A 19,988-nucleotide genomic window follows, 5' to 3' on the forward strand; every position below is an offset into this window, starting at 1 on the left:
CGCAGTGATTCTCCCGATTCCGGTCACTTGGCGTGGCCGCACATCCCTACCGTGAACCGTGACGATGCGGACACGCACGGTGACAGGATCGAGAGCGGTAGGCGGATTCCCCGGCCCGAGTACTTGGACAGGGCCGATGACGTCCTGGGGGCCGGCGGCCTGCTCTCGGCGATGAAGGAGGACGTTCAGAAGGTCCGCTACCCGAAGAAAGTGCGGGCCCCGGCGGAGATGAAGGCCGAGGCGGTCGAGATCGGCCTGTACGAGTGCAACATCATCGCCGGACTTCTGCAGACGGCCGGGCACGCGCGAGCCGTGATCGGGGCAGCGCAGCCGCCGTACTCGCCGGACGACGTGGAACGCATGGTGGCCGCCCGCTCGGCCCGGAGGTCGGTATTCGAACGCGTACCGGCCCCATCGATCCACTTCGTGCTGGAGGAGGCGCCGCTACGCCGCCAAGTCGGAGGCGCCGCCCTCTCGTTCGCCTGGCCAAGGCGTCAAAGGCCGTGGCCGGAATCGAACCCGCGTAACTCGCCGGTCGCAATGCGATCACTGGAGTACCGCGCTGAGAGGCCGACGTCCTGGATCGGCTCCGGGGGTCGCCCCGCGTCACGGCTGCGGGCAGTCCTGCTTCCTCTTGCGCGACGCCTCCGTCAGGAGGCCTGCCACCAGACTGGTGACGGGATGGTCTGTGCCGACCAGCTCGGTGAGACGGGCGAGTGTGGATTCGTACAGCGGGACCGCTCGGTCGAGTTCGCCTGACGCCTCGTACACCCGGGCCAGGCCGGCGCGGCTGCTGAGGGTGTCCAGGTGGTCCGGGCCCAGAATCCGTGTGCGCTGCTCCAGGACGGTGGTGAACAGCGCTTGTGCCCGATCCAGGTCACCTGCCGCCCGGCAGGCCGCCGCGAGATTGTTGCGGCTGATCAGGGCGTCCCGGCTCTCGGCTCCGAGCAGCCGTTCCTGTTCGGCCAGCGCGGTTTCGAGGAGGGGGACGGCACGGGCGGCGTCCCCCAGCTTGTGGAAGCAGGTGGCGAGGTTCATCAGGCTGCGCAACGTGTCGGGGTGAGCATCGCCGAGCACCTTCCGGCGCAGGCGGAGGGTCTCCTCGAAGAGGGGGACCGCGTGCTCCGGTTCCCCGGCCGCGTCATGGGCCGAGGCGAGCATGCTGAGGCTGACCAGGGTGTCAGGGTGTTCAGGGCCGAGGACGCCCGTGCGCTGCACCAGTGTCGTCCGGCACAGATCGAGCCCGGTCGGGACGTCGCCCGTCACCAGGCAGAGGTAGGCGAGGTTGCTGCGGCTCAGCAGGGTGTCGGGGTGTTCCTCGCCGAGAGCTTGCTCCCGTCGTCTCAGGACCTCCTGGTACACCTCCTGCGCCCGGCCCGGATCTCCGGCCGACTCGTAGGCGTATCCGAGATTGCCCAGGCAGCTGAGGGTGTCCGGGTGGTCGGAGCCGCAGACATCTTCGAAGCCGGCCAGGACCTCCTTGTACAGGGCGATGGCCTCCTGGAGGCGGTCGGCGCTCTCGTATGCCCCGGCGAGGTTGTTGCGCAGCCGCAACCCGTTGAGTTTCAGCGAGGGCACCAGGTTCTCGTAGCCGGACGTGTCGACATCCCGCTGGACGATGTCCTCGTAGATCCCGATCGCCTGGCCGATACGGCCGGCCGACTCGTAGGCGCCCGCCAGGTCACCTTGCAGGGTCAGGGTTTTGAGGTGATCGGGGCCGAGGGCGTCCCTGCTCGCAGCTGCGGCCGTCTCGTACTCGTCGATCGCCCGTTCCAGTCTCCCGGCGGACCTGTGGGCGGAGGCGAGCCTGCTGCGGAGATTCAGGGTGGTGAGATGTCCGGGGCCGTGGACCCGCAGGCTCTGCTCAAGGGCCGGTTGCAGGATCTTGACGGCGTCGTCCAGGCGACCCACCGTCTCGTACACCCTGCCCACAGCGCAGTGGGCCACCAGCGCGTACGGGTGGTCGTGGCCGAATACGCGCTCGATCTGAGCGCTGTACGCCTCGTACAACCGCAGCGTCCGGGTGCTCAGGCCCTGGCCTTCCAGGTGCACGGCGGTGCTCACGTAGAGCGCGGACACCGGCGTGCTGTAGCAGTCCTTCGGGTCGGTCGCCGCCAGTGCGCACACCTGTCCGGCGAGGCGCGCGAGTTCGTGGGCGTCGTGCGCTTGGTCCGCTCCCCTCGGGTGGACCGCCTGGAGCAGTGCCTGCTCGGCCTCGTGCCGCCCGCGCGGCCGGCCGGGCGCGGACTCGCCCGGGTGGGCGCGCTGTGCCGCGGTGACGGCGTCGGCGCGAAGCACGCTCTGCACCAGGCGGTGGACGGCTACGTCCCGCCCGGTGAAGGTGATCATGCTGTAGGCGTGCAGGACACCCAGGGCGTCGTCAGCCGCGATCTCGTCCGGCGCCAGTCGGGTGACCAGGTCGCGTGGGCACCCGTCGGGGTCCAGCCAGGCCAGGGCGTAGAGGAGTTCGACCGCCGACGGGTCGTCGTCGGCGATCGCCGCCAGGGTCACCTGCCAGATCCGGGCGACGGTCTGTCGCGGGTCCCTGCGCGCAGGGGTTCTGGAGAGGTGGAGTCCGAGGCGGAGCCGGTAGGCCGCGACCGTGGTGCGGGTCCGTTTCAAGTAGGCGCCGGCCTGGTCCAAGGCGAGCGGGAGGCCGTCGAGCTCCCGGGCCAGCTGCCCGGTCTGCCACCGCGATGCGTCGGACGGGTCCCCTTCGGACACCCAGGACCACAGGAGGTCCGCCGCCTCGCCCCGTGGGAGAACGCGGAGCGGGAGCAGTGCGCTGCCGACGGCGCCGAGGTCGTCCCAATCGTCGGCCAGCCTGCTGGTGATCAGGTGGTGTCCGCTGCCGAGACTGCCCAGGAAGGGTCTGAGAAGCGCGGGATCCTCGACGTTGTCGTACACCAGCAGCCATGTGGTGTGGCGCTGAAGCCAGGCGAGGGCCCACGAGGTGAGCTCGGGCTCTTGCGCCGTTCCGGCCCAGACGGGGCTCAGGAGCCGGGCGATGCCGGCCAGGGCCTCCTCGATCTTCCCCGGGGAGGAGGCGTCGATCCACCAGACCAGGTCGTACGTCTCCCGGAAGGTGTGGACGTACTGCCGCGCCAGTGCGCTCTTGCCGACCCCGCCCAGCCCGTGGACGACCACGGCAGACACACCCGGACCGGCGCGCTCGGCGGTCAGCATGTCGCGGATCGAGGCGAGTTCGTGCTGTCGTCCGGTGAAGCGGTGGCTCGGCGGCTGGTCCAGGTGGACGACTCCTTCGGCCCGAGCGTCGGCAGCCGATCGCAGCGCCTCGGCCGACAGCACGACCGTCGTGACCGTGCTGTGCATCTCGCCGGTGTTGATGCCGAAGTTGATGACCTGCCCGGTACCGCTGAGATCGAACGGCGCCGATGTCACTGGGAGTTGCCGCCGTGGATCGTGGTGGTGGAGGTCATCGACCCGTAGTTGACGCCTGGGTTGACCACGGAGCCCGGGCCCGACACCGTGACGTGGGCCGGCTGCGGCTCCGGCCGCGGCAGCAGCTCGGCCAGCTCCGCCAACAGCTCCGGGTGCTCCCGCAGGGTGCGCTTGACGGCTTGCCGCAGAGTGGCCTGGGCGTCGGCGTCCTCGCTCTCCTCCGCCGCCTCGCGGACGTCCGCCTCCAGCACCTCACGCTGCCGCTCGTCGCGCCGCTGCCACACACGCTGGAGGATGCGCCGCCCCAGGTTCACGGTCGCCCCCGCCGCCGCGTCCTCGGCCTGAGTCAGTACCGCGACGCCGTAGGCGGACATCGCGGCGCCGATGGTCGGGCCGGCCAGCTGCATGAACGTGTCGAGTTCCATGGACCCCCCTCGAAGCTCGTGCCGGGGCACGCAGACGACTGAGTGGGCCCAGCGTAGGGAACCGGCGACGCACGTGGCCGGAGATGTTCGAAATGATCGATCTCGTTCCGGTTCCGGGTCGGCAGACGGACGGCGGGCGGCGGCCGGGAAGAGCCGGGAGGGGAACCGGCCGCTCTTCCCGGACGAGCACGGTCGCAGCCAGCATCGGAGAACCGCGACGGACGAGCGACGGCACGAACCGAAGGCATCAGAGGCCGTGGCGGGAATCGAACCCGCGTAACTCGCTTTGCAGGCGAGTCCCTGAACCACTCGGGCACACGGCCGTGTTCGTGAGAAGAACGTACGGGGCGGGCCGTAAGGGGCTCAAGGACAGTGAGGGTGCCGCAACGGGACTGCCATGTGCCGTTCACGAAGCGGGGCGGGACGTACGACCAAGGGCGTACCGCCGGTCGGACTCCTGACAGGGGCCAAAGTCGGTTGTGGGCCTTACTCTGTCGCACATGAGTGCCCTTGGATCCCGTGAGCCCGATGTCCTCGATCCGCCCGCCGAGCAGGACGGCGGTGTGCTGAGCAGGGCGTACCGGGCGCTCAGTGTCGGGATCGTGTCCGTCGTGGTGCTCATCGCGTTCGAGGCGACGGCCGTGGGGACCGCCATGCCGGTCGCCGCGCGGGAGCTGGACGGACTGGCGCTGTACGCGTTCGCCTTCTCCGGGTACTTCACCACCAGCCTCTTCGGGATGGTGCTCGCCGGGCAGTGGTCCGACCGGAGGGGTCCGCTCGGGGCGCTGACGACCGGTATCGCGGCCTTCGCGGTGGGGCTCGTCGTCGCCGGGACCGCGCAGGTCATGTGGATCTTCATCCTGGGGCGCGCCGTGCAGGGGCTCGGCGGCGGGCTGGTCATCGTGGCGTTGTACGTCGTCGTGGGACGCGCCTATCCGGAGCGGTTGCGGCCCGCGATCATGGCCTCCTTCGCCGCCGGCTGGGTCGTCCCCTCGATCGTCGGACCCCTCGCCTCCGGCGCCGTCACCGAGCACCTCGGCTGGCGCTGGGTCTTCCTCGGCATCCCGGCCCTCGTCGTGTTCCCCCTCGCCCTCGCCCTGCCCCAGATACGGCGGCGGGCGGCCGGCCCGGTGGACACGGAGGCCGGCGCCGGCTCCTTCGACCGGCGGCGGACCGGGCTCGCTTTCGGGATCTCCCTCGGCGCCGGGCTCCTCCAGTACGCCGCCCAGGATCTACGGCCCCTCGCCCTGCTCCCGGGACTGGCCGGGGCGGCCCTGCTGGTGCCGGCCGTGCTCGGGCTGCTGCCCCACGGCACCTACCGGGCCGCCCGCGGCCTGCCCAGCGTCGTACTGCTGCGCGGACTCGCCGCGGGGTCCTTCATCGCCGCCGAGTCCTTCGTGCCGCTGATGCTGGTCACCCAGCGCGGGCTGTCCCCGACGCTCGCCGGGTTCTCGCTGGCGGCCGGCGGCGGGACGTGGGCGCTGGGCTCGTTCGTGCAGTCCCGGCCGCGCCTGGCGCCGTACCGGGAGCGGCTGATGACCCTGGGGATGGTGCTGGTCGCCGCCGCCATCGTCACCGCGCCGAGCGTGCTCCTGCACTCCGTGCCCGTGTGGAGCGTGGCCGTCGCCTGGGGCGTCGGCTGCTTCGGGATGGGCCTGGTGATCTCCTCCACCAGCGTGCTGCTGCTCCAGTTGTCCGCCCCGGAGGAGGCCGGCGCCAACTCCGCGGCGCTCCAGATCTCCGACGCCCTCTCCAACGTCGTCCTCCTGGCGGCCACCGGCGCGGCCTTCGCGGCCCTGGGCGGCGGCAGCACCGCGCACACCACGGGGGCCGGGGGCGGGCATCCCGCGGCCTTCGCCGCCGTCTTCCTGCCGATGTCGGTGGTGGCGGTGGTGGGTGCCTGGGTGACCACGCGGGTGCGGGAACGGCCGGAGCCGGCGTCGGCGCGGTGAGTGCCGGGGCGGTGGGTGCCGGGGGGGAAGAGTGCCGTGGGGCGGTGAGTGCGGTTCCGTGCAGTGCGGTGGGCTGCGATGACTCCGGTGGGCTGGTGACTGTGGTGGGGTGCGGTGACTGTGGTGGGCCGGTGAGCGCGGTGGGGCCTTCGGGGGTGTTGTGACGTCGCTCCCACCCGTGGGCGACCCGGGGTCGTCCGCGCGTTGAGCGGAGGGCGGCGCCGGTAGGGTGGCCCGGTTGTCATACGTAGCCGCCCTACCCCGCTCGGAGACCGTGACTACCACCGCCGCCTCGTCCGCTTCCTCCCACCACCTCTCGCCCGCCTTCCCGGGCCGGGCCCCCTGGGGTACCGCCAGCAAGCTGCGCGCCTGGCAGCAGGGGGCGATGGAGAAGTACATCCAGGAGCAGCCGCGTGACTTCCTCGCCGTCGCCACGCCCGGCGCCGGCAAGACGACCTTCGCGCTGACGCTCGCCTCCTGGCTGCTGCACCACCACGTCGTACAGCAGGTGACCGTGGTCGCGCCCACCGAGCACCTGAAGAAGCAGTGGGCCGAGGCCGCGGGCCGGATAGGGATCAAGCTCGACCCCGAGTACAGCGCGGGCCCGCTCGGCAGGGAGTACGACGGCGTGGCCGTGACGTACGCCGGTGTCGGGGTCCGGCCGATGCTGCACCGCAACCGGGTCGAGCAGCGCAAGACGCTGGTGATCCTGGACGAGATCCACCACGCCGGTGACTCCAAGTCCTGGGGCGAGGCGTGCCTGGAGGCATTCGAGCCGGCGACGCGGCGCCTCGCGCTGACCGGTACGCCGTTCCGGTCCGACACCAACCCCATCCCCTTCGTGACCTACGAGGAGGGGGCGGACGGGATCCGGCGGTCCGCCGCCGACTACACGTATGGCTACGGGTCGGCGTTGTCGGACGGGGTCGTCCGGCCGGTGATCTTCCTCTCCTACAGCGGCAACATGCGCTGGCGGACCAAGGCCGGTGACGAGGTCGCGGCCCGGCTCGGCGAGCCGATGACCAAGGACGCGATCAGCCAGGCCTGGCGTACGGCCCTCGACCCGCGCGGCGACTGGATGCCGAGCGTGCTGCGCGCCGCCGACCAGCGGCTGACCGAGGTCCGCAAGGCCATCCCGGACGCGGGCGCGCTCGTCATCGCCTCCGACCAGGACTCCGCGCGCGCGTACGCCAAGCTCATCCGGGAGATCACCGGGACGAAGGCGACGCTCGTGCTGTCGGACGACGCCGGGGCGTCGAAGAGGATCGACGAGTTCAGCGCGAGCGACGACCGGTGGATGGTCGCCGTGCGGATGGTGTCCGAGGGGGTCGACGTGCCGCGGCTCGCGGTGGGCGTGTACGCGACGACGATCTCGACGCCGTTGTTCTTCGCGCAGGCCGTCGGGCGCTTCGTGCGGTCCCGGCGGCGCGGCGAGACCGCGTCCGTGTTCCTGCCGACCGTGCCCGACCTGCTGACCTTCGCCAACGAGATGGAGAAGGAACGGGACCACGCCCTCGACAAGCCGAAGAAGGAGGGCGAGGAGGACCCGTACGCCGAATCCGAGAAGGAGATGGAGGAGGCGAACAAGCAGCAGGACGAGGACACCGGCGAGCAGGACATGCTGCCGTTCGAGGCGCTGGAGTCCGACGCCGTGTTCGACCGGGTGCTGTACGACGGCGCCGAGTTCGGCATGCAGGCGCACCCCGGTAGTGAGGAGGAACAGGACTACCTGGGGATTCCGGGGCTGCTGGAGCCCGAGCAGGTGCAGTTGCTGTTGCAGAAGCGGCAGGCCCGGCAGATCGCGCACAGCCGTAAGAAGCCGGACACCGAGGCCGACCTGCTGGAACTGCCGGCCGAGCGGCGGCCGGTGGTCACGCACAAGGAGCTGATGGAGCTGCGGAAGCAGCTGAACACGCTGGTCGGCGCGTACGTCCACCAGAGCGGCAAGCCGCACGGGGTGATCCACACCGAGCTGCGGCGGGTGTGCGGGGGGCCGCCGAGCGCGGAGGCCACGGCGGGGCAGTTGCGGCAGCGGATCGAGAAGGTTCGGGAGTGGGCCACCCGCATGCGGTGACGCTGCGCTGGGCTTTGGCGGACGGCCTTTGCCCACCCGCCCACCCGACTCGGTCCGCCGGGAGGGCACCGCCCAGGGGCACCGCCCAGGGGCTCCGCCCCGGACCCCGGCTGGGGGCTCGGGTGGGTGAGAGGTTCCCGCTCGGGGCTCCGCCCCTGGGCTCGGGTGGGCGCGGGAATCGGGTGGGTGAGAGGGCGTGCGGGGTCTCTACCCCTGCCCCGGGTGGGTGTGGCTTGGGTGGATGGGGGCGCTGTGCGGGGCTTTCCCCCGCCTCCCCGGGTGGGCGGGCGGCTCGGGTCGGTGAGAGGCCGCCGTTCAGGGGCTTCCCCCGGCCCCCGGGTCGGTGGGGGACTCGGGTAGGTGAGAGGTTCCCGTTCGGGGCTTCGCCCCGGCCCCCCGGCGGGTGCGGGGCTCAGGTGGGTGAGAGGGGCGTGCGGGCGCTTCGCCACGCGGCTCGGGGGATTCGGGGTGGGGAAGTGCCGTGTCTTCGTGCGTGCGTATCCGGACGAATGGAGGCAGGCCGGATCTGGGCTTGCCCGGATTCTGGACGAAGACTTCCGCTGAGCGAACCGGCTTCGCTACTGTCCGGCTACGCACACGCCCCGTGGCAGCGCCGCCGCGGAGCGCAGCCGTGAAGCGACTCGGCCCGGGAGCCGCCGGGCCGTCCTGCCGATCGGCGGCCTCTGAAGCGCGTCGCCGACGGGACTCGGTGACGCATCCGCCGGACAGGGGCTGCCGACCTCACCGCCAAAGGAGTGGGCGTCGTGACCGCGGAGACCTCTCAGACGCTCGACCGGGGACTGCGCGTCCTCAAGCTGCTGGCCGACACGGACCACGGGCTGACCGTCACCGAGTTGTCCACCAAACTGGGCGTGAACCGCACCGTGGTGTACCGGTTGCTCGCGACGCTGGAGCAGCACGCGCTCGTACGGCGTGATCTGGGCGGGCGAGCCCGGGTCGGACTCGGCGTGCTGCGGCTCGGCCGGCAGGTGCATCCGCTGGTGAGGGAGGCCGCGCTGCCCGCGTTGCGGTCGCTCGCGGAGGACATCGGGGCGACGGCGCACCTCACGCTCGTGGACGGGTCCGAGGCGCTGGCCGTCGCGGTGGTGGAGCCCACCTGGACGGACTACCACGTGGCCTACCGGGCCGGGTTCCGGCATCCGCTGGACCGGGGTGCGGCCGGCAAGGCGATCCTCTCCGCGCGGCAGTCGCCGTCCTCCGATCCCGGGTACACGCTCACGCACGGGGAGCTGGAGGCGGGGGCGAGCGGGGCCGCCGCGCCCCTGGTCGGGGTGACGGGGGTCGAGGGCAGTGTGGGCGTGGTGATGCTCGCGGACGCCGTGCCGGAACGGGTGGGCGCGCGCGTGGTGGAGGCGGCGAGAGAGGTCGCGGAAGCGCTGCGCTGAGTTCCCAGGCGGCCGACGGCATCGCAGCGCCCCGAAAGGGGCGCGGGGAACCACGCGAGCAGCCCCCCGTGAACAGCCCCGACCAGCCCGCATCCGGCCACGACCCTTGGCCGCCCCTCCAACCCCGCACGCCAACCTTTGGCCGATCCGCACACCCCCCGGCGCCCGCCCCTCCGCATCATCAAGGGCCAGGCAACCTTGAGGCGGAGGGAACGGCACGGTGGACAGAGTGGGGACGGTCGCCGCACCAGGTCGGCGGACAGGACGTACGGCGGGCAGGCTCACCCGGCGGCAGACCATGGGAACCCTCGTCGGCGAGGCCGCCGGGAGCCCGCTGAAGCGGACGATGGGCGTCGCCCAGCTCACCCTGCTCAGCGTGGGCGCCACCCTGGGGACCGGCATCTTCGTGGTGCTGGGGCAGGCCGTGCCGCAGGCCGGGCCCGCCGTCGTCGTCTCCTTCGTGCTGGCCGGCGTCACCGCCCTGTTCTCCGCGCTGTCGTACGCGGAGCTGGCCGGCATGATCCCCGGTTCGGGGTCGTCGTACAGCTACGCCTACGCCACCCTCGGCGAGCTGGTCGCCTGGGTCTGCGGCTGGTGTCTGATCCTGGAGTACGGGGTGTCGGTCGCCGCCGTCGCCGTGGGCTGGGGGCAGTACGTCAACGAGTTGCTGGAGCTCACCCTCGGCGTCTCCCTGCCCGCGTCCCTCAGCGCGCCGCCCGGCGCCGGTGGTGTGCTCAACGTCCCGGCCGCCCTCATCGTCGTCCTCGCCATGGTGGTCCTGCTGCGCGGCGCCAAGGAGAGCGCCGTCGCCAACACCGTCATGGTCGCCGTCAAGATCGCGGCTCTGCTGCTGTTCTGCGCCGTCGCCTTCACCGCCTTCCGGGCCGGCAACTTCCGGCCCCTGTTCCCGCTCGGCGCGGCCGGCATGAGCGCCGGAGCGGCCTCCCTCTTCTTCTCCTACATCGGGTTCGACGCCGCCTCCACGGCGGGTGAGGAGGCACGGAATCCGCAGCGGGACCTGCCGCGCGCGATCATCCTGTCGCTCGTCCTCGTCACCACCCTGTACGTCCTCGTCGCCGTCGCCGCGCTCGGCGCGATGCCCTGGCGGGAGTTCGCGGGGACCGAGGCGACGCTGAGCGAGGTGCTCGTGCGGTCCGTCGGCGGCGGCAGCCTGTGGCCGGTCCTGCTGTCCGTCGGGGCCGTCGTCGCGACCACCAGCGTCGTGCTCACCGTGCAGTACGGGCAGATCCGCATCCTGTTCGCCATGGCCCGGGACGGACTCGTGCCGCCGCTGTTCGCCAAGGTGCACCCGCGCACCGGAGTGCCCCGCGCGGGCACCGTCATCGTCTCCGGCTTCATCGCCGTCCTCGCCGCCCTCGTCCCGCTCGGCAGCCTCGCCGACGCCACCAGCATCGGCACGCTCTTCGCGTTCATGCTGGTCAACCTGGCGGTGGTGCTGCTGCGCCGGCGCGACCCCGGCGCGCCCCGCTCCTTCCGGGTGCCGTTCTCCCCGGTCACGCCCCTGCTCGGCGTCGTCTTCTGCGGCTACATGCTGTGCAGCCTGGGCGCCGACACCTGGATCGCGTTCGGCGCGTGGCTGGCGGCCGGGCTCGTCGTCTACGGCCTCTACGGCATCCGGCACTCCAAGCTCGCCCAGACCCGGGAAGACCCCGCATGACCGCCCTCGACCTCACCGCCGACGTCGTCACCCTCACCCGTGCCCTCGTGGACCTGCCCTCCGAGAGCGGGGAGGAGGAGGGGATCGCCGACGCCGTCGAACACGCCCTGCGCGGCCTGCCGCACCTCGCCGTGGACCGGGTCGGCAACTCCGTCGTCGCCCGCACCGGCCTCGGACGCGGCGAGCGGGCCCTGATCGCGGGGCACATGGACACCGTGCCGGCCGCCGGAAACCTGCCCTCCCGGCTCGCCGACGGGCGGGTCCACGGGCTCGGCGCCTGTGACATGAAGGGCGGCGTGGCCGTCGCGCTGCGGCTCGCGGCCACCGTGCCGGAGCCCGCCCGCGATCTCACCTACGTCTTCTACGAGTGCGAGGAGGTCGAGGGGGAGCGCAACGGGCTCGGCCGGATCGCCGCCGCCCGGCCGGGGCTGCTGGAGGAGGCCGGCCTCGCGATCCTCATGGAGCCCTCGGACGCCGGTGTCGAGGCCGGCTGCCAGGGCATCCTGACCGCCGACATCGTGGTCAGGGGCGCCCGCGCGCACACCGCCCGCGCCTGGCAGGGCACCAACGCCGCGCACAAGGCGGGGCAGGTGCTCCAGCGGCTCGACGCACACGTCCCGGAGCGGGTCGTGATCGACGGGCTGGAGTTCCGGGAAGGGCTCAGCGCGGTCGCCGTACACGCCGGGGTCGCCGGGAACGTCGTACCCGACGAGTGCGTCGTGACGGTCAACTGCCGTTTCGCTCCCAGCCGTTCCCCGCAGGAGGCGGAGGCGTACGTGCGGGGGTTCTTCCCGGAGTACGAGGTGCGGGTCACCGAGGTGGTCGGCGGGGCGCTGCCGCACCTGGACCGGGTGGGGCCGCTCGTCGCCGCCCTCGGGGCCGAACCCCGGGCCAAGCTGGGGTGGACGGACGTGGCCCGGTTCGCCGCGCTCGGGGTGCCCGCGCTCAACTACGGCCCCGGCGACCCGTCGCTCGCGCACACGGCGGGGGAGTACGTGCCCGTGGCGCACCTGGAGCGGTGCGAGGCCCGGCTCAGGGCGTGGCTGCGCCGATCCCGGCCAGCGTCCGCAACTGGAGCCACAGCACCAGCCGTTCGTCGGGGTCGTCCAGGTCGACCCCGGCGTGCTGCTGGAGCTGCTTGAGGCGGTAGCGGCAGGTGTTGGGGTGCACGGCCAGCAGTCTTGCCGCGCCGGCCATGTCGCAGCCCGCGTCGAACCAGCAGACCAGCGTGCGCGCGTACTCGGTGCCGTGCCCGGCGTCGTAGGCCAGCACCCGCCGCCACGCGCCCGCGCTCAAATCCCGGCGCTCCCGCATCACTTCGGCCAGCCGCAGCAGCGTCACCCGGGCCCGCACCTCGTCCACCACGGCCACCGGCAGGTCCGCGTCCAGCACCCGCAGCACCAGGTCGGCGTCCGCCCGCGAGTCCGTGAGCCCGTCCGCGCCCGGCACCAGCTCGCCGAGCGCCGCCCGGACCGGCACCCGCAGCGCCTGCCCGGCCCGCGCCACGATGTCCTCGGCGAGCGCCCGGTGCCGCTCGCCCGGCCCGGGCAGCACCGCGTACACCACCCCGTCCAGCAGGACGCACGCGTGCCGGCCGTAGCGGGCCTCGCACTGGAGGCGTACGACGTCCAGCAGGCGCAGTGCGGTGCGTTCGGCGTCCGGGACGCTCGCGGCGGAGTCCAGGACGAAGGCCGCCACCCGGGCCGGGCCGTCGACGCCGAGCCGGGCGGCGGCCGTGGCCGGGTCGTCCGCCGTGCCGTCCAGGAGCCGGCGCAGCAGGTCGCCGCCCCGGTGCCGGGCCAGCTCCCGGGCCGCCCGGGCGCGCAGCAGGAGCAGCGCGGCGGTGGACGCGCCCTGGGCGAGGGTGGCCTCGGCGTCCGGGGCGAGCGAGCCGCCGTCGATCACCCACACCGAGCCCAGGGTCTCCCCGCCGGCCCGTACCGGCATCGCCAGCCGGGGCAGGCCGCTGCCGGTCAGCGCGGGCAGCCGCACCGGCCGGTCGGCGGCGAACAGCCGCCGGTACTGCTCGGTGTTCTCGGCGCTGGCCGGCACCTGCCGGCCGAGGATGCCCTGCCGGCGGTCCTCGTCCACGGGCTGGCCGGGGACCGTGGAGTAGGCGAGGATCCGCTGGCGCGGGTCCTCGATGGCGGTGGCCCCGCCGGTCGCCGTCGCGATGGCGTCGGCCAGCGCGAACAGATCGCCGAGCCCGCTGTCGCCCGCCCCGGCGTCGGCGGCGAGGACGGCGGGCCGGGCGGCGACGGCCGAGGCCAGCAGCAGATGGACCCGGTGCCAGGCCGCGTCCTCGGCGACCGACAGCAGGGCCACGCCGTGCTCCCGCGCCGCCGCCACCGGCCCGTCCGCGCCGCGCACCACCACCCCGGTCAGCCCGGCCTCCGCCGCCGCCCCCAGCAGCGGTCCCGCCTCCGCCGCCGGCACCCCGACCGCCAGCAGCAGCGCGCCGGGCAGCCGGGGCAGAGGGGTGCGGCCGTCGTACAGGACCGCCTCGGTGACCGGTGCGGTCAGCCCGGCGGGGGCGGTGTGCAGGCGCAGCGCGGGGGCGCCGACGACGTCCAGGAGGTCGCCGAGGGTGCAGGCGTCCATGAGGGTCCTCAGCTTGCCGGTTGGCGGATGGTGCAACGAACGTACGCGTGCCTTGGCCGCTCGCACAACACATGCGCCGCCGGTGCCTCCGAGACTCGTCCCATGACAGGAGCCACCATCCGTACCGTCCACGACGTCGCCGGGCTCGCCGCCGTCGCCGACCACTTCAGCGACGTCTGGCGGACACCCCGCACCGCCCCGCCCTACCCGGCCGAGGTCCTGCACAGCCTGGTGCACGCCGGCGGCGCCGTGCACGCCGCCCACGACGGGCAGCGGCTCGCCGGGGCGTCCGTCGCCGTGCTCGGCCCGGACCGGAGCACGTACTCGCTGGTGGCCGCAGCCGAGCGCGGTCTCGGGCACCGGCTGAAGCTGGCCCAGCGGGACTGGGCGCTCGCCCACGGCGCCCGCACCATGCGCTGGACCTTCGACCCGCTGGTCGGCCGCAACGCCCGCTTCAACCTGGTCAAGCTCGGTGCCGTCGGCACCGAGTACCTGGTCGACTTCTACGGCCCCATGACCGACGGCGTGAACGACGGCGACGAGAGCGACCGGCTGACGGTCACCTGGGACCTGACGGCGGAGGGGCCGTCGTACGACCCCGAGCCGCACGGGCCCGTCCTGCGCAGCGCCCCCGACGGCGGGCCGCTCGTCCGGCGCGCCGGACGGCACCTCTGGTGCCGGGTCCCTCAGGACGTCGTCGCGCTGCGCGCCGCCGATCCCGCCCTGGCGCTGCGCTGGCGGCACGCGGTGCGCGAGGTGTTCCTGGAGGCCTTCGTGGAGGGGTTCCGGGCCACCGGGATGTCCCGCGACGGCTGGTACACGCTGACCGGGACGGAGGAGGCCGCGTGAAGCTGGAGCGCGTGGAGATCGTCCATGTGGCGATCCCGCTGGTCACCCCGTTCCGCACCTCCTTCGGGACCATGACGGCGAAGGACACCTTCCTGCTGCGCGTGGTCACCGACACGGCCGAGGGCTGGTCGGAGTTCGCCGCCGACCCCGAGCCGCTGTACTGCTCGGAGTTCGTCGCCGGCGCCGAGATCGTGCTGCGCGACTTCCTGCTGCCCCGCGTGGCCGCGCTCCCGCGGCTCACCACGGCCGCGCTGGCCCCCGCCATGGCGAAGGTCAAGGGCCACGAGCTGGCGAAGGCGACCCTGGAGACGGCCGTGCTCGACGCCGAGCTGCGCGGCCACGGCATGCCGCTCGCCACCTACCTGGGCGCGGTGCGGGACCGGGTGCCCGCCGGGGTCTCCGTCGGCATCAAGAACTCGGTGCCCGAGCTGCTGGACGATGTCGAGCGGTACCTCGCCGAGGGGTACGTCCGCATCAAGCTGAAGATCGAGCCCGGCTGGGACGTCGAACCGGTGCGGGCGGTCCGCGAGCGCTTCGGCGACGACCTCCCCCTCCAGGTCGACGCCAACACCGCCTACACCCTCGCCGACGCCGAGCACCTGCGGCGGCTCGACGCGTTCGGGCTGCTGCTCGTCGAGGAGCCGCTGGAGGAGAACAACCTGCACGCCCACGCCCAGCTCCAGAAGCGGCTGCGCACCCCGGTCTGCCTCGACGAGTCCCTGCACCACGCCCGGGACACCGCGTCCGCCATCGCCCTGGACGCCTGCCGGGTGGTCAACGTCAAGCCCGCCCGGGTCGGCGGCTACCTGGAGGCCCGCCGGGTCCACGACGTGGCCCACGCGCACGGCGTGCCGGTGTGGTGCGGCGGCATGCTGGAGACCGGCATCGGCCGCGCGCCCAACCTCGCCCTGGCCGCGCTGCCCGGCTTCACCCTGCCCGGGGACACCTCGGCGTCCAGCCGCTACTTCGCGGAGGACATCACCGAGCCGTTCGTCCTCGACGCGGACGGCCATCTGCCCGTCCCGGACGGCCCCGGCATCGGCGTCACACCCCTGCCGGACGCGCTGCGCCGGTTCACGCGGGCGCGACGGGACCTGTACCGGGCGTGAGGGGACCGGCGGCGGCCCTGGCGGTGGCCGACACGGACGCCGACGGCCGGCTCGGCACCGCCGACACCGCGCGCGTGCTGCGCGTGTTCCACGTCCCGGAGGAGACCGCCCGCCAGGCCACCGCCGCCCTCGACACCGACGGTGACGGCAGGATCGGCGAGGCGGAGATCGTACCGGCGTTCGCGCGCTACTTCACGGTCCCCGAATAACGGCCGCGGTCCCCGACGGCTGAAACCACCGCCGTCCCGGCAGGTCCTCGATCCCCAGCGGCGTGGCGGGGCCCGTACGCGGCAGACCGGGACCGTACGCGGACGGGTGCCTCCGCACATGGACCCGCACGCGGCAGAAGGCGCACGTGGCCGTCACGTTAGATTGAACTCGTGCTCTCACGTCTCACACGCCCCCAGGCCCTCGCCGTCTGCGCGCTGCCCGTGGTGGCCCTGCTCGCCACGGCGGCGTTCGCGCCGCTGCCGTTCTCGGTGGCGCAGCCCGGCATGACGGCGAACGTGCTCGGGCGGAACCAGGGCACCCCGGTGATCACGGTCTCGGGGGCGGAGACCCGCAGGACCAGCGGGCAGCTTCGGATGACCACGATCGAGGCGACCGGTCCGGACGCCCGGGTGAGGCTCGGTGACGTGGTCGACAGCTGGTTCCGCACCGACCGCGCGGTGCTGCCGCGCGACTCGGTCTACCCGAGCGGCGACACCGTCAAGGAGATCGAGCAGCACAACGAGGCACAGATGCGGCAGTCCCAGGACGCGGCGACCCAGGCGGCGCTGAAGTACCTCGGCCTCGGCGCCGGCAAGGTGAAGGTCACGCTGAAGCTCGCCGACGTGGGCGGGCCCAGCGCGGGGCTGCTGTTCTCCCTCGGGATCGTCGACAAGCTGGACGGTGACGGCAGCGGCGGCGACCTCACGGGGGGCCGCGTCATCGCCGGCACCGGCACGATCGACCCGGCCGGCAAGGTGGGCGCGGTCGGCGGGGTGGCCCTGAAGACCCAGGCCGCGCGCCGGGACGGGGCCACCGTCTTCCTGGTGCCGAAGGCGGAGTGCGCCGACGCCAAGGCGGAGCTGCCGAAGGGGCTGCGACTGGTCCCGGTGACCACACTCAAGGGCGCTGTCGACTCCCTGGTGGCGCTGGAGAAGGGCAAGGGCCCGGTCCCGAGCTGTTGATCCCCGGGCCGCCTACGACCGTTCGGCGTCCGCCGCCGCCTGCTCCACCAGCGGGATGATCCGTAGCGGGACGGGGTTCTCCATGACGATCGCCGTGGAGGCCCGGACGATGCCGTCGAAGCCGACGACCAGGTCGATCACCCGCTGCAGATCGGCGTTCGAGCGGGCCACCAGCCGGCACAGCATGTCCCCGCTGCCGGTGGTGGTCAGCAGCTCCAGCACCTCCGGCACGGTCGCCAGGTGCGCCCGTACGTCGGCGCCCTGGCCCTGCCTGATCTGGAGGGTGGCGAACGCGGTGACCGGGTAGCCCAGGGCCGCCGGGTCCACCTGCGGGCCGAAGCCGCGGATGACCCCGTTCGACTGGAGCCGGTCCAGGCGCGCCTGCACGGTCCCGCGCGCCACACCCAGCCGCCGGGACATCTCCAGCACCCCGATGCGCGGTTCCCGGGCCAGCAGCACGATGATGCGCCCGTCCAGATGATCGATCGCCACGGGACCCCCTGAGATGGTCATCCTGTACAGAAACACCGCCGGGGCGGTCATACCACTGGGCAGATTGCCCAGCGATGGCGCGAACTATTGCGCACCTTGCAGAGCAGAGCCACCCTTCCGCTATGACGCAGACCACAGACCTCACTCCCGACACGACCGCCCGGCAGGACGACCCCTTCCCGGTCAAGGGAATGGACGCGGTCGTCTTCGCCGTGGGCAACGCCAAGCAGGCGGCGCACTACTACTCCACCGCCTTCGGCATGCGGCTGGTCGCCTACTCCGGACCGGAGAACGGCAGCCGCGAGACCGCCAGTTACGTGCTGGAGAGCGGCTCCGCCCGCTTCGTCTTCACCTCCGTGATCAAGCCGAGCAGCACCTGGGGCCACTTCCTCGCCCAGCACGTGGCCGCACACGGCGACGGCGTCATCGACCTGGCCATCGAGGTCCCGGACGCGCGCGCCGCGTACGCGTACGCCGTCGAGCAGGGCGCGAAGAGCGTCGCCGAGCCGTACGAGCTGAAGGACGAGCACGGCACGGTCGTCCTCGCCGCCGTCGCCACCTACGGCGAGACCCGGCACACCCTGGTCGAGCGCACCGGCTACGACGGCCCCTACCTGCCCGGCTACACCGCCGCCCAGCCGATCGTCGAGCCGCCCGCCCACCGCGTCTTCCAGGCCATCGACCACTGCGTCGGCAACGTCGAACTCGGCCGGATGAACGAGTGGGTGGCCTTCTACAACAAGGTCATGGGCTTCACGAACATGAAGGAGTTCGTGGGCGACGACATCGCCACCGAGTACAGCGCGCTGATGTCGAAGGTGGTCGCGGACGGCACCCTCAAGGTCAAGTTCCCGATCAACGAGCCCGCCATCGCCAAGAAGAAGTCCCAGATCGACGAGTACCTGGAGTTCTACGGCGGCGCCGGCGTCCAGCACATCGCGCTCAACACCAACGACATCGTGCAGACCGTCCGCACCATGCGCGCGGCCGGCGTCGAGTTCCTCGACACCCCCGACTCCTACTACGACACCCTCGGCGAGTGGGTCGGCGACACCCGCGTACCCATCGAGACCCTGCGCGAGCTGAAGATCCTCGCCGACCGCGACGAGGACGGCTACCTGCTCCAGATCTTCACCAAGCCCGTCCAGGACCGCCCGACCGTGTTCTTCGAGCTCATCGAGCGGCACGGCTCCATGGGCTTCGGCAAGGGCAACTTCAAGGCGCTGTTCGAGGCGATCGAACGCGAGCAGGAGAAGCGGGGCAACCTGTAACGGCGCACGCTACTCGCTGGGCGGCGGCTCGTCGGGTACGTCGCCCAGCTCCCGCAGCGCCTCCCGCGCCATCGGCGCCTGCAGCGGCGAGAAGTACGGGTTGATGCGCAGCGCCTCCTCAAGATGCCGCCGCGCGGGGCCGTACCGCTCCAGTTCCGCCTCGATCACGCCCCGGTGGAACGCGTACAGCGCGCTGCGCACCCCGCCCCCCTTCGCCTTGTCCGTCGCGGTGGTCGCGTAGGTCAGCGCCTCCTCGTCCTCACCGGCCCGGTGCAGCGCCCAGCCCAGCGCGTCGGCCACCTCGATCCCCGGCTGCCGCTCCCACTCGTCCCGCAGCCGCTCCACGCCGTCCCACGGGTCCCCGTGGTCCGCCTCGAACCGCCCGATCAGCACCTCCTCGTCCACCCCGCCGGACACGGCCCGCCGTACCGCCGCCTTCATCCGCGTGTACTGCTCCTCGGCGACCCCGGGCTGCCCCAGCGACTCGTACAGCTCGCCCAGTTCCAGCAGATCCGCGGGGTCCGGCTGCTTCGCGACGACGGCCCGGTACGCGGCCAGTGCCTGCGCCGTGCGCCCCAGCGCGGCCAGCGTCCGCGCCCGCCCGGCCGCCGCCGCGCGCTGGTCGGGATCGAGCCGCAGCGCCGCCTCGAAGTGCCGCAGCGCGTCCGCGAGGTCCCCGCGCTCCCACGCGAGCTGTCCCAGCCCGGTCAGCCACGCGGCCTGCTCCGCCGGGGTGCGGGCGGCGGCCGCCGCGTCGGTCAGCTGGGCCACCGCGTCCTCGCGCCAGCCCCGGTCCCGGTACACCGCGGAGGCCCGCGCCATCACGGCCGGCCGCGCCGCCGCGTCGGTACGCAGCGCCAGCAGCTTGTCCAGGGCGGAGCGGGCCTTCTCGTAGTCGCCGAGCCCGGTGTACGCGTCGATCAGCGGCGGATACGCCTGCCACCGCTTCGGGTCCGCCTTCAGCGCCTGCTCGCCGTAGCTCTTGGCCGCCGGGAAGTCCCGGCGCGCGAGCGCCAGCGCGGCCAGGCCGTCCAGCGCCTCGGTGTTCCGGCCGCCCCGCACCTTCAACGACTCCCGCAGTGCCTGCTCGGCCTTCGGGTAGTCCGCCGCGTCACCCGCCCGCCGCCCCCGCTCCACGTACGCCGACCCCAGCACCGCCCACGCCCGGGCGTCCCGCGGCCGGGCCCGCACCGACTGCTCCTGCCGCCCGATGAGCGCCGTCAGCCCGGGCAGCGCGGCCGGCACGCCGTAGGTCACCGTCGTCAGCGCCGGCACCTGTGCCCGAGGCCGCGCCTGCGGACCGGCGGCGGGCGGCACGGCCGGCCCGTGCCGCCGCTCGTGCGGCAGCAGCATCAGCACCGTGCCCGCCACGACACCGCCCGCCAGCGAGGCGACCAGCACCCGCCGCAGCGCCCGCCGGCGCGGCGCCGGCGGCTCCGGGACCAGGGACGTACCCACGCACTGTCGGTTGTCCATGGCGCTCACTGTGCGTCAATATGACGAGCACATCCATGTGGCCCCGGAGCGGCGCGGGCGGGGTTCACACCGATGGCCGCG

At 73.1% G+C, this 19,988-nt stretch carries 14 protein-coding genes, 1 tRNA gene and 2 pseudogenes; 11 read left to right on the top strand and 6 right to left on the bottom strand.

Annotated features, from left to right (window positions below; translation table 11 throughout):
- Nucleotides 1-84: 84 nt before the first annotated feature.
- Nucleotides 85-486 (top strand): annotated as a pseudogene (locus ACH4LD_RS00385) (Scr1 family TA system antitoxin-like transcriptional regulator); the annotation flags it as partial.
- Nucleotides 487-606: 120 nt separating this feature from the next.
- Here the strand turns inward: ACH4LD_RS00385 and ACH4LD_RS00390 are convergent.
- The 3 genes from ACH4LD_RS00390 to ACH4LD_RS00400 all read right to left on the bottom strand — a co-directional run bounded on the left by ACH4LD_RS00390 (nt 607) and on the right by ACH4LD_RS00400 (nt 4,150).
- Nucleotides 607-3,402, bottom strand: coding sequence for a tetratricopeptide repeat protein (locus ACH4LD_RS00390; protein ID WP_398053027.1), 2,796 nt, complete (start codon nt 3,400-3,402; stop codon nt 607-609).
- Entirely contained in the window at nt 3,399-3,827 is a 429-nt protein-coding gene (locus ACH4LD_RS00395) for a hypothetical protein (RefSeq protein WP_132786010.1), read from the bottom strand. Before ACH4LD_RS00395 ends, ACH4LD_RS00390 begins: the two co-directional genes overlap by 4 nt.
- Before the next feature lie 251 nt (nt 3,828-4,078).
- A tRNA-Cys gene (locus tag ACH4LD_RS00400) sits at nt 4,079-4,150 on the bottom strand.
- A 177-nt stretch (nt 4,151-4,327) separates the two neighbouring features.
- Here ACH4LD_RS00400 and ACH4LD_RS00405 point away from each other — a divergent pair.
- The 5 genes from ACH4LD_RS00405 (at nt 4,328) to dapE (ending at nt 12,079) form a co-directional block, all read left to right on the top strand.
- Complete coding sequence (locus ACH4LD_RS00405; protein ID WP_398053028.1) at nt 4,328-5,779, top strand: MFS transporter; 1,452 nt, start codon at nt 4,328-4,330, stop codon at nt 5,777-5,779.
- 274 nt (nt 5,780-6,053) lie between these two features.
- The gene (locus ACH4LD_RS00410; RefSeq protein WP_398053029.1) at nt 6,054-7,853 is read left to right on the top strand and encodes a DEAD/DEAH box helicase; all 1,800 of its coding nucleotides are present in this window, start codon (nt 6,054-6,056) and stop codon (nt 7,851-7,853) included.
- Between the two features lie 764 nt (nt 7,854-8,617).
- Nucleotides 8,618-9,259: an IclR family transcriptional regulator gene (locus ACH4LD_RS00415; protein WP_103810113.1), complete on the top strand. Its 642-nt coding sequence runs from the start codon at nt 8,618-8,620 to the stop codon at nt 9,257-9,259.
- A 298-nt stretch (nt 9,260-9,557) separates the two neighbouring features.
- The gene (locus ACH4LD_RS00420; RefSeq protein ID WP_398053590.1) at nt 9,558-10,937 is read left to right on the top strand and encodes an amino acid permease; all 1,380 of its coding nucleotides are present in this window, start codon (nt 9,558-9,560) and stop codon (nt 10,935-10,937) included.
- A complete protein-coding gene (gene dapE, locus ACH4LD_RS00425; RefSeq protein WP_398053030.1) occupies nt 10,934-12,079 on the top strand; it encodes a succinyl-diaminopimelate desuccinylase in 1,146 nt (381 codons plus the stop codon). The genes ACH4LD_RS00420 and dapE overlap by 4 nt, the downstream gene beginning before the upstream one ends.
- Here the strand turns inward: dapE and ACH4LD_RS00430 are convergent.
- The gene (locus ACH4LD_RS00430; protein ID WP_398053031.1) at nt 11,970-13,538 is read right to left on the bottom strand and encodes a PucR family transcriptional regulator; all 1,569 of its coding nucleotides are present in this window, start codon (nt 13,536-13,538) and stop codon (nt 11,970-11,972) included. The two genes, dapE and ACH4LD_RS00430, sit on opposite strands and share 110 nt — an antisense overlap.
- A 102-nt stretch (nt 13,539-13,640) precedes the next feature.
- Between ACH4LD_RS00430 and ACH4LD_RS00435 the strand changes: the two genes are divergently transcribed.
- From ACH4LD_RS00435 to ACH4LD_RS00450, 4 genes and pseudogenes are all read left to right on the top strand, one after another.
- Nucleotides 13,641-14,387 carry a chorismate synthase gene (locus ACH4LD_RS00435; protein ID WP_398053032.1) on the top strand — a complete coding sequence of 249 codons (747 nt, stop codon included), beginning with the start codon at nt 13,641-13,643 and terminating at the stop codon, nt 14,385-14,387.
- Entirely contained in the window at nt 14,384-15,496 is a 1,113-nt protein-coding gene (menC, locus tag ACH4LD_RS00440) for an o-succinylbenzoate synthase (RefSeq protein ID WP_398053033.1), read from the top strand. The genes ACH4LD_RS00435 and menC overlap by 4 nt, the downstream gene beginning before the upstream one ends.
- 11 nt (nt 15,497-15,507) lie before the next feature.
- Nucleotides 15,508-15,705 (top strand): annotated as a pseudogene (locus ACH4LD_RS00445) (EF-hand domain-containing protein); the annotation flags it as partial.
- A 171-nt stretch (nt 15,706-15,876) separates the two neighbouring features.
- Nucleotides 15,877-16,668 carry a S16 family serine protease gene (locus ACH4LD_RS00450; RefSeq protein ID WP_398053034.1) on the top strand — a complete coding sequence of 264 codons (792 nt, stop codon included), beginning with the start codon at nt 15,877-15,879 and terminating at the stop codon, nt 16,666-16,668.
- 12 nt (nt 16,669-16,680) lie between these two features.
- On the opposite strand, the gene ACH4LD_RS00455 is transcribed toward ACH4LD_RS00450, so the two are convergent.
- Nucleotides 16,681-17,160, bottom strand: coding sequence for an Lrp/AsnC family transcriptional regulator (locus ACH4LD_RS00455; RefSeq protein WP_103810120.1), 480 nt, complete (start codon nt 17,158-17,160; stop codon nt 16,681-16,683).
- Between the two features lie 122 nt (nt 17,161-17,282).
- Between ACH4LD_RS00455 and hppD the strand changes: the two genes are divergently transcribed.
- A complete protein-coding gene (hppD, locus tag ACH4LD_RS00460) occupies nt 17,283-18,431 on the top strand; it encodes a 4-hydroxyphenylpyruvate dioxygenase (RefSeq protein WP_398053035.1) in 1,149 nt (382 codons plus the stop codon).
- Nucleotides 18,432-18,440: 9 nt separating this feature from the next.
- Here the strand turns inward: hppD and ACH4LD_RS00465 are convergent, their stop codons facing one another.
- A complete protein-coding gene (locus ACH4LD_RS00465; RefSeq protein ID WP_398053036.1) occupies nt 18,441-19,907 on the bottom strand; it encodes a tetratricopeptide repeat protein in 1,467 nt (488 codons plus the stop codon).
- Nucleotides 19,908-19,988 lie beyond the last annotated feature (81 nt).

This window comes from Streptomyces sp. NPDC017676, assembly GCF_044329325.1.
In the GTDB taxonomy this organism is placed as follows: domain Bacteria; phylum Actinomycetota; class Actinomycetes; order Streptomycetales; family Streptomycetaceae; genus Streptomyces.

Bases quoted from the DNA above. Each gene is read 5' to 3' on its own strand.
- ACH4LD_RS00395 (WP_132786010.1), bottom strand. From the start codon at position 3,827: ATGGAACTCGACACGTTCATGCAGCTGGCCGGCCCGACCATCGGCGCC.
- ACH4LD_RS00405 (WP_398053028.1), top strand. From the start codon at position 4,328: ATGAGTGCCCTTGGATCCCGTGAGCCCGATGTCCTCGATCCGCCCGCC.
- ACH4LD_RS00420 (WP_398053590.1), top strand. From the start codon at position 9,558: ATGGGAACCCTCGTCGGCGAGGCCGCCGGGAGCCCGCTGAAGCGGACG.
- dapE (WP_398053030.1), top strand. From the start codon at position 10,934: ATGACCGCCCTCGACCTCACCGCCGACGTCGTCACCCTCACCCGTGCC.
- ACH4LD_RS00430 (WP_398053031.1), bottom strand. From the start codon at position 13,538: ATGGACGCCTGCACCCTCGGCGACCTCCTGGACGTCGTCGGCGCCCCC.
- ACH4LD_RS00435 (WP_398053032.1), top strand. From the start codon at position 13,641: ATGACAGGAGCCACCATCCGTACCGTCCACGACGTCGCCGGGCTCGCC.
- hppD (WP_398053035.1), top strand. From the start codon at position 17,283: ATGACGCAGACCACAGACCTCACTCCCGACACGACCGCCCGGCAGGAC.
- ACH4LD_RS00465 (WP_398053036.1), bottom strand. From the start codon at position 19,907: ATGGACAACCGACAGTGCGTGGGTACGTCCCTGGTCCCGGAGCCGCCG.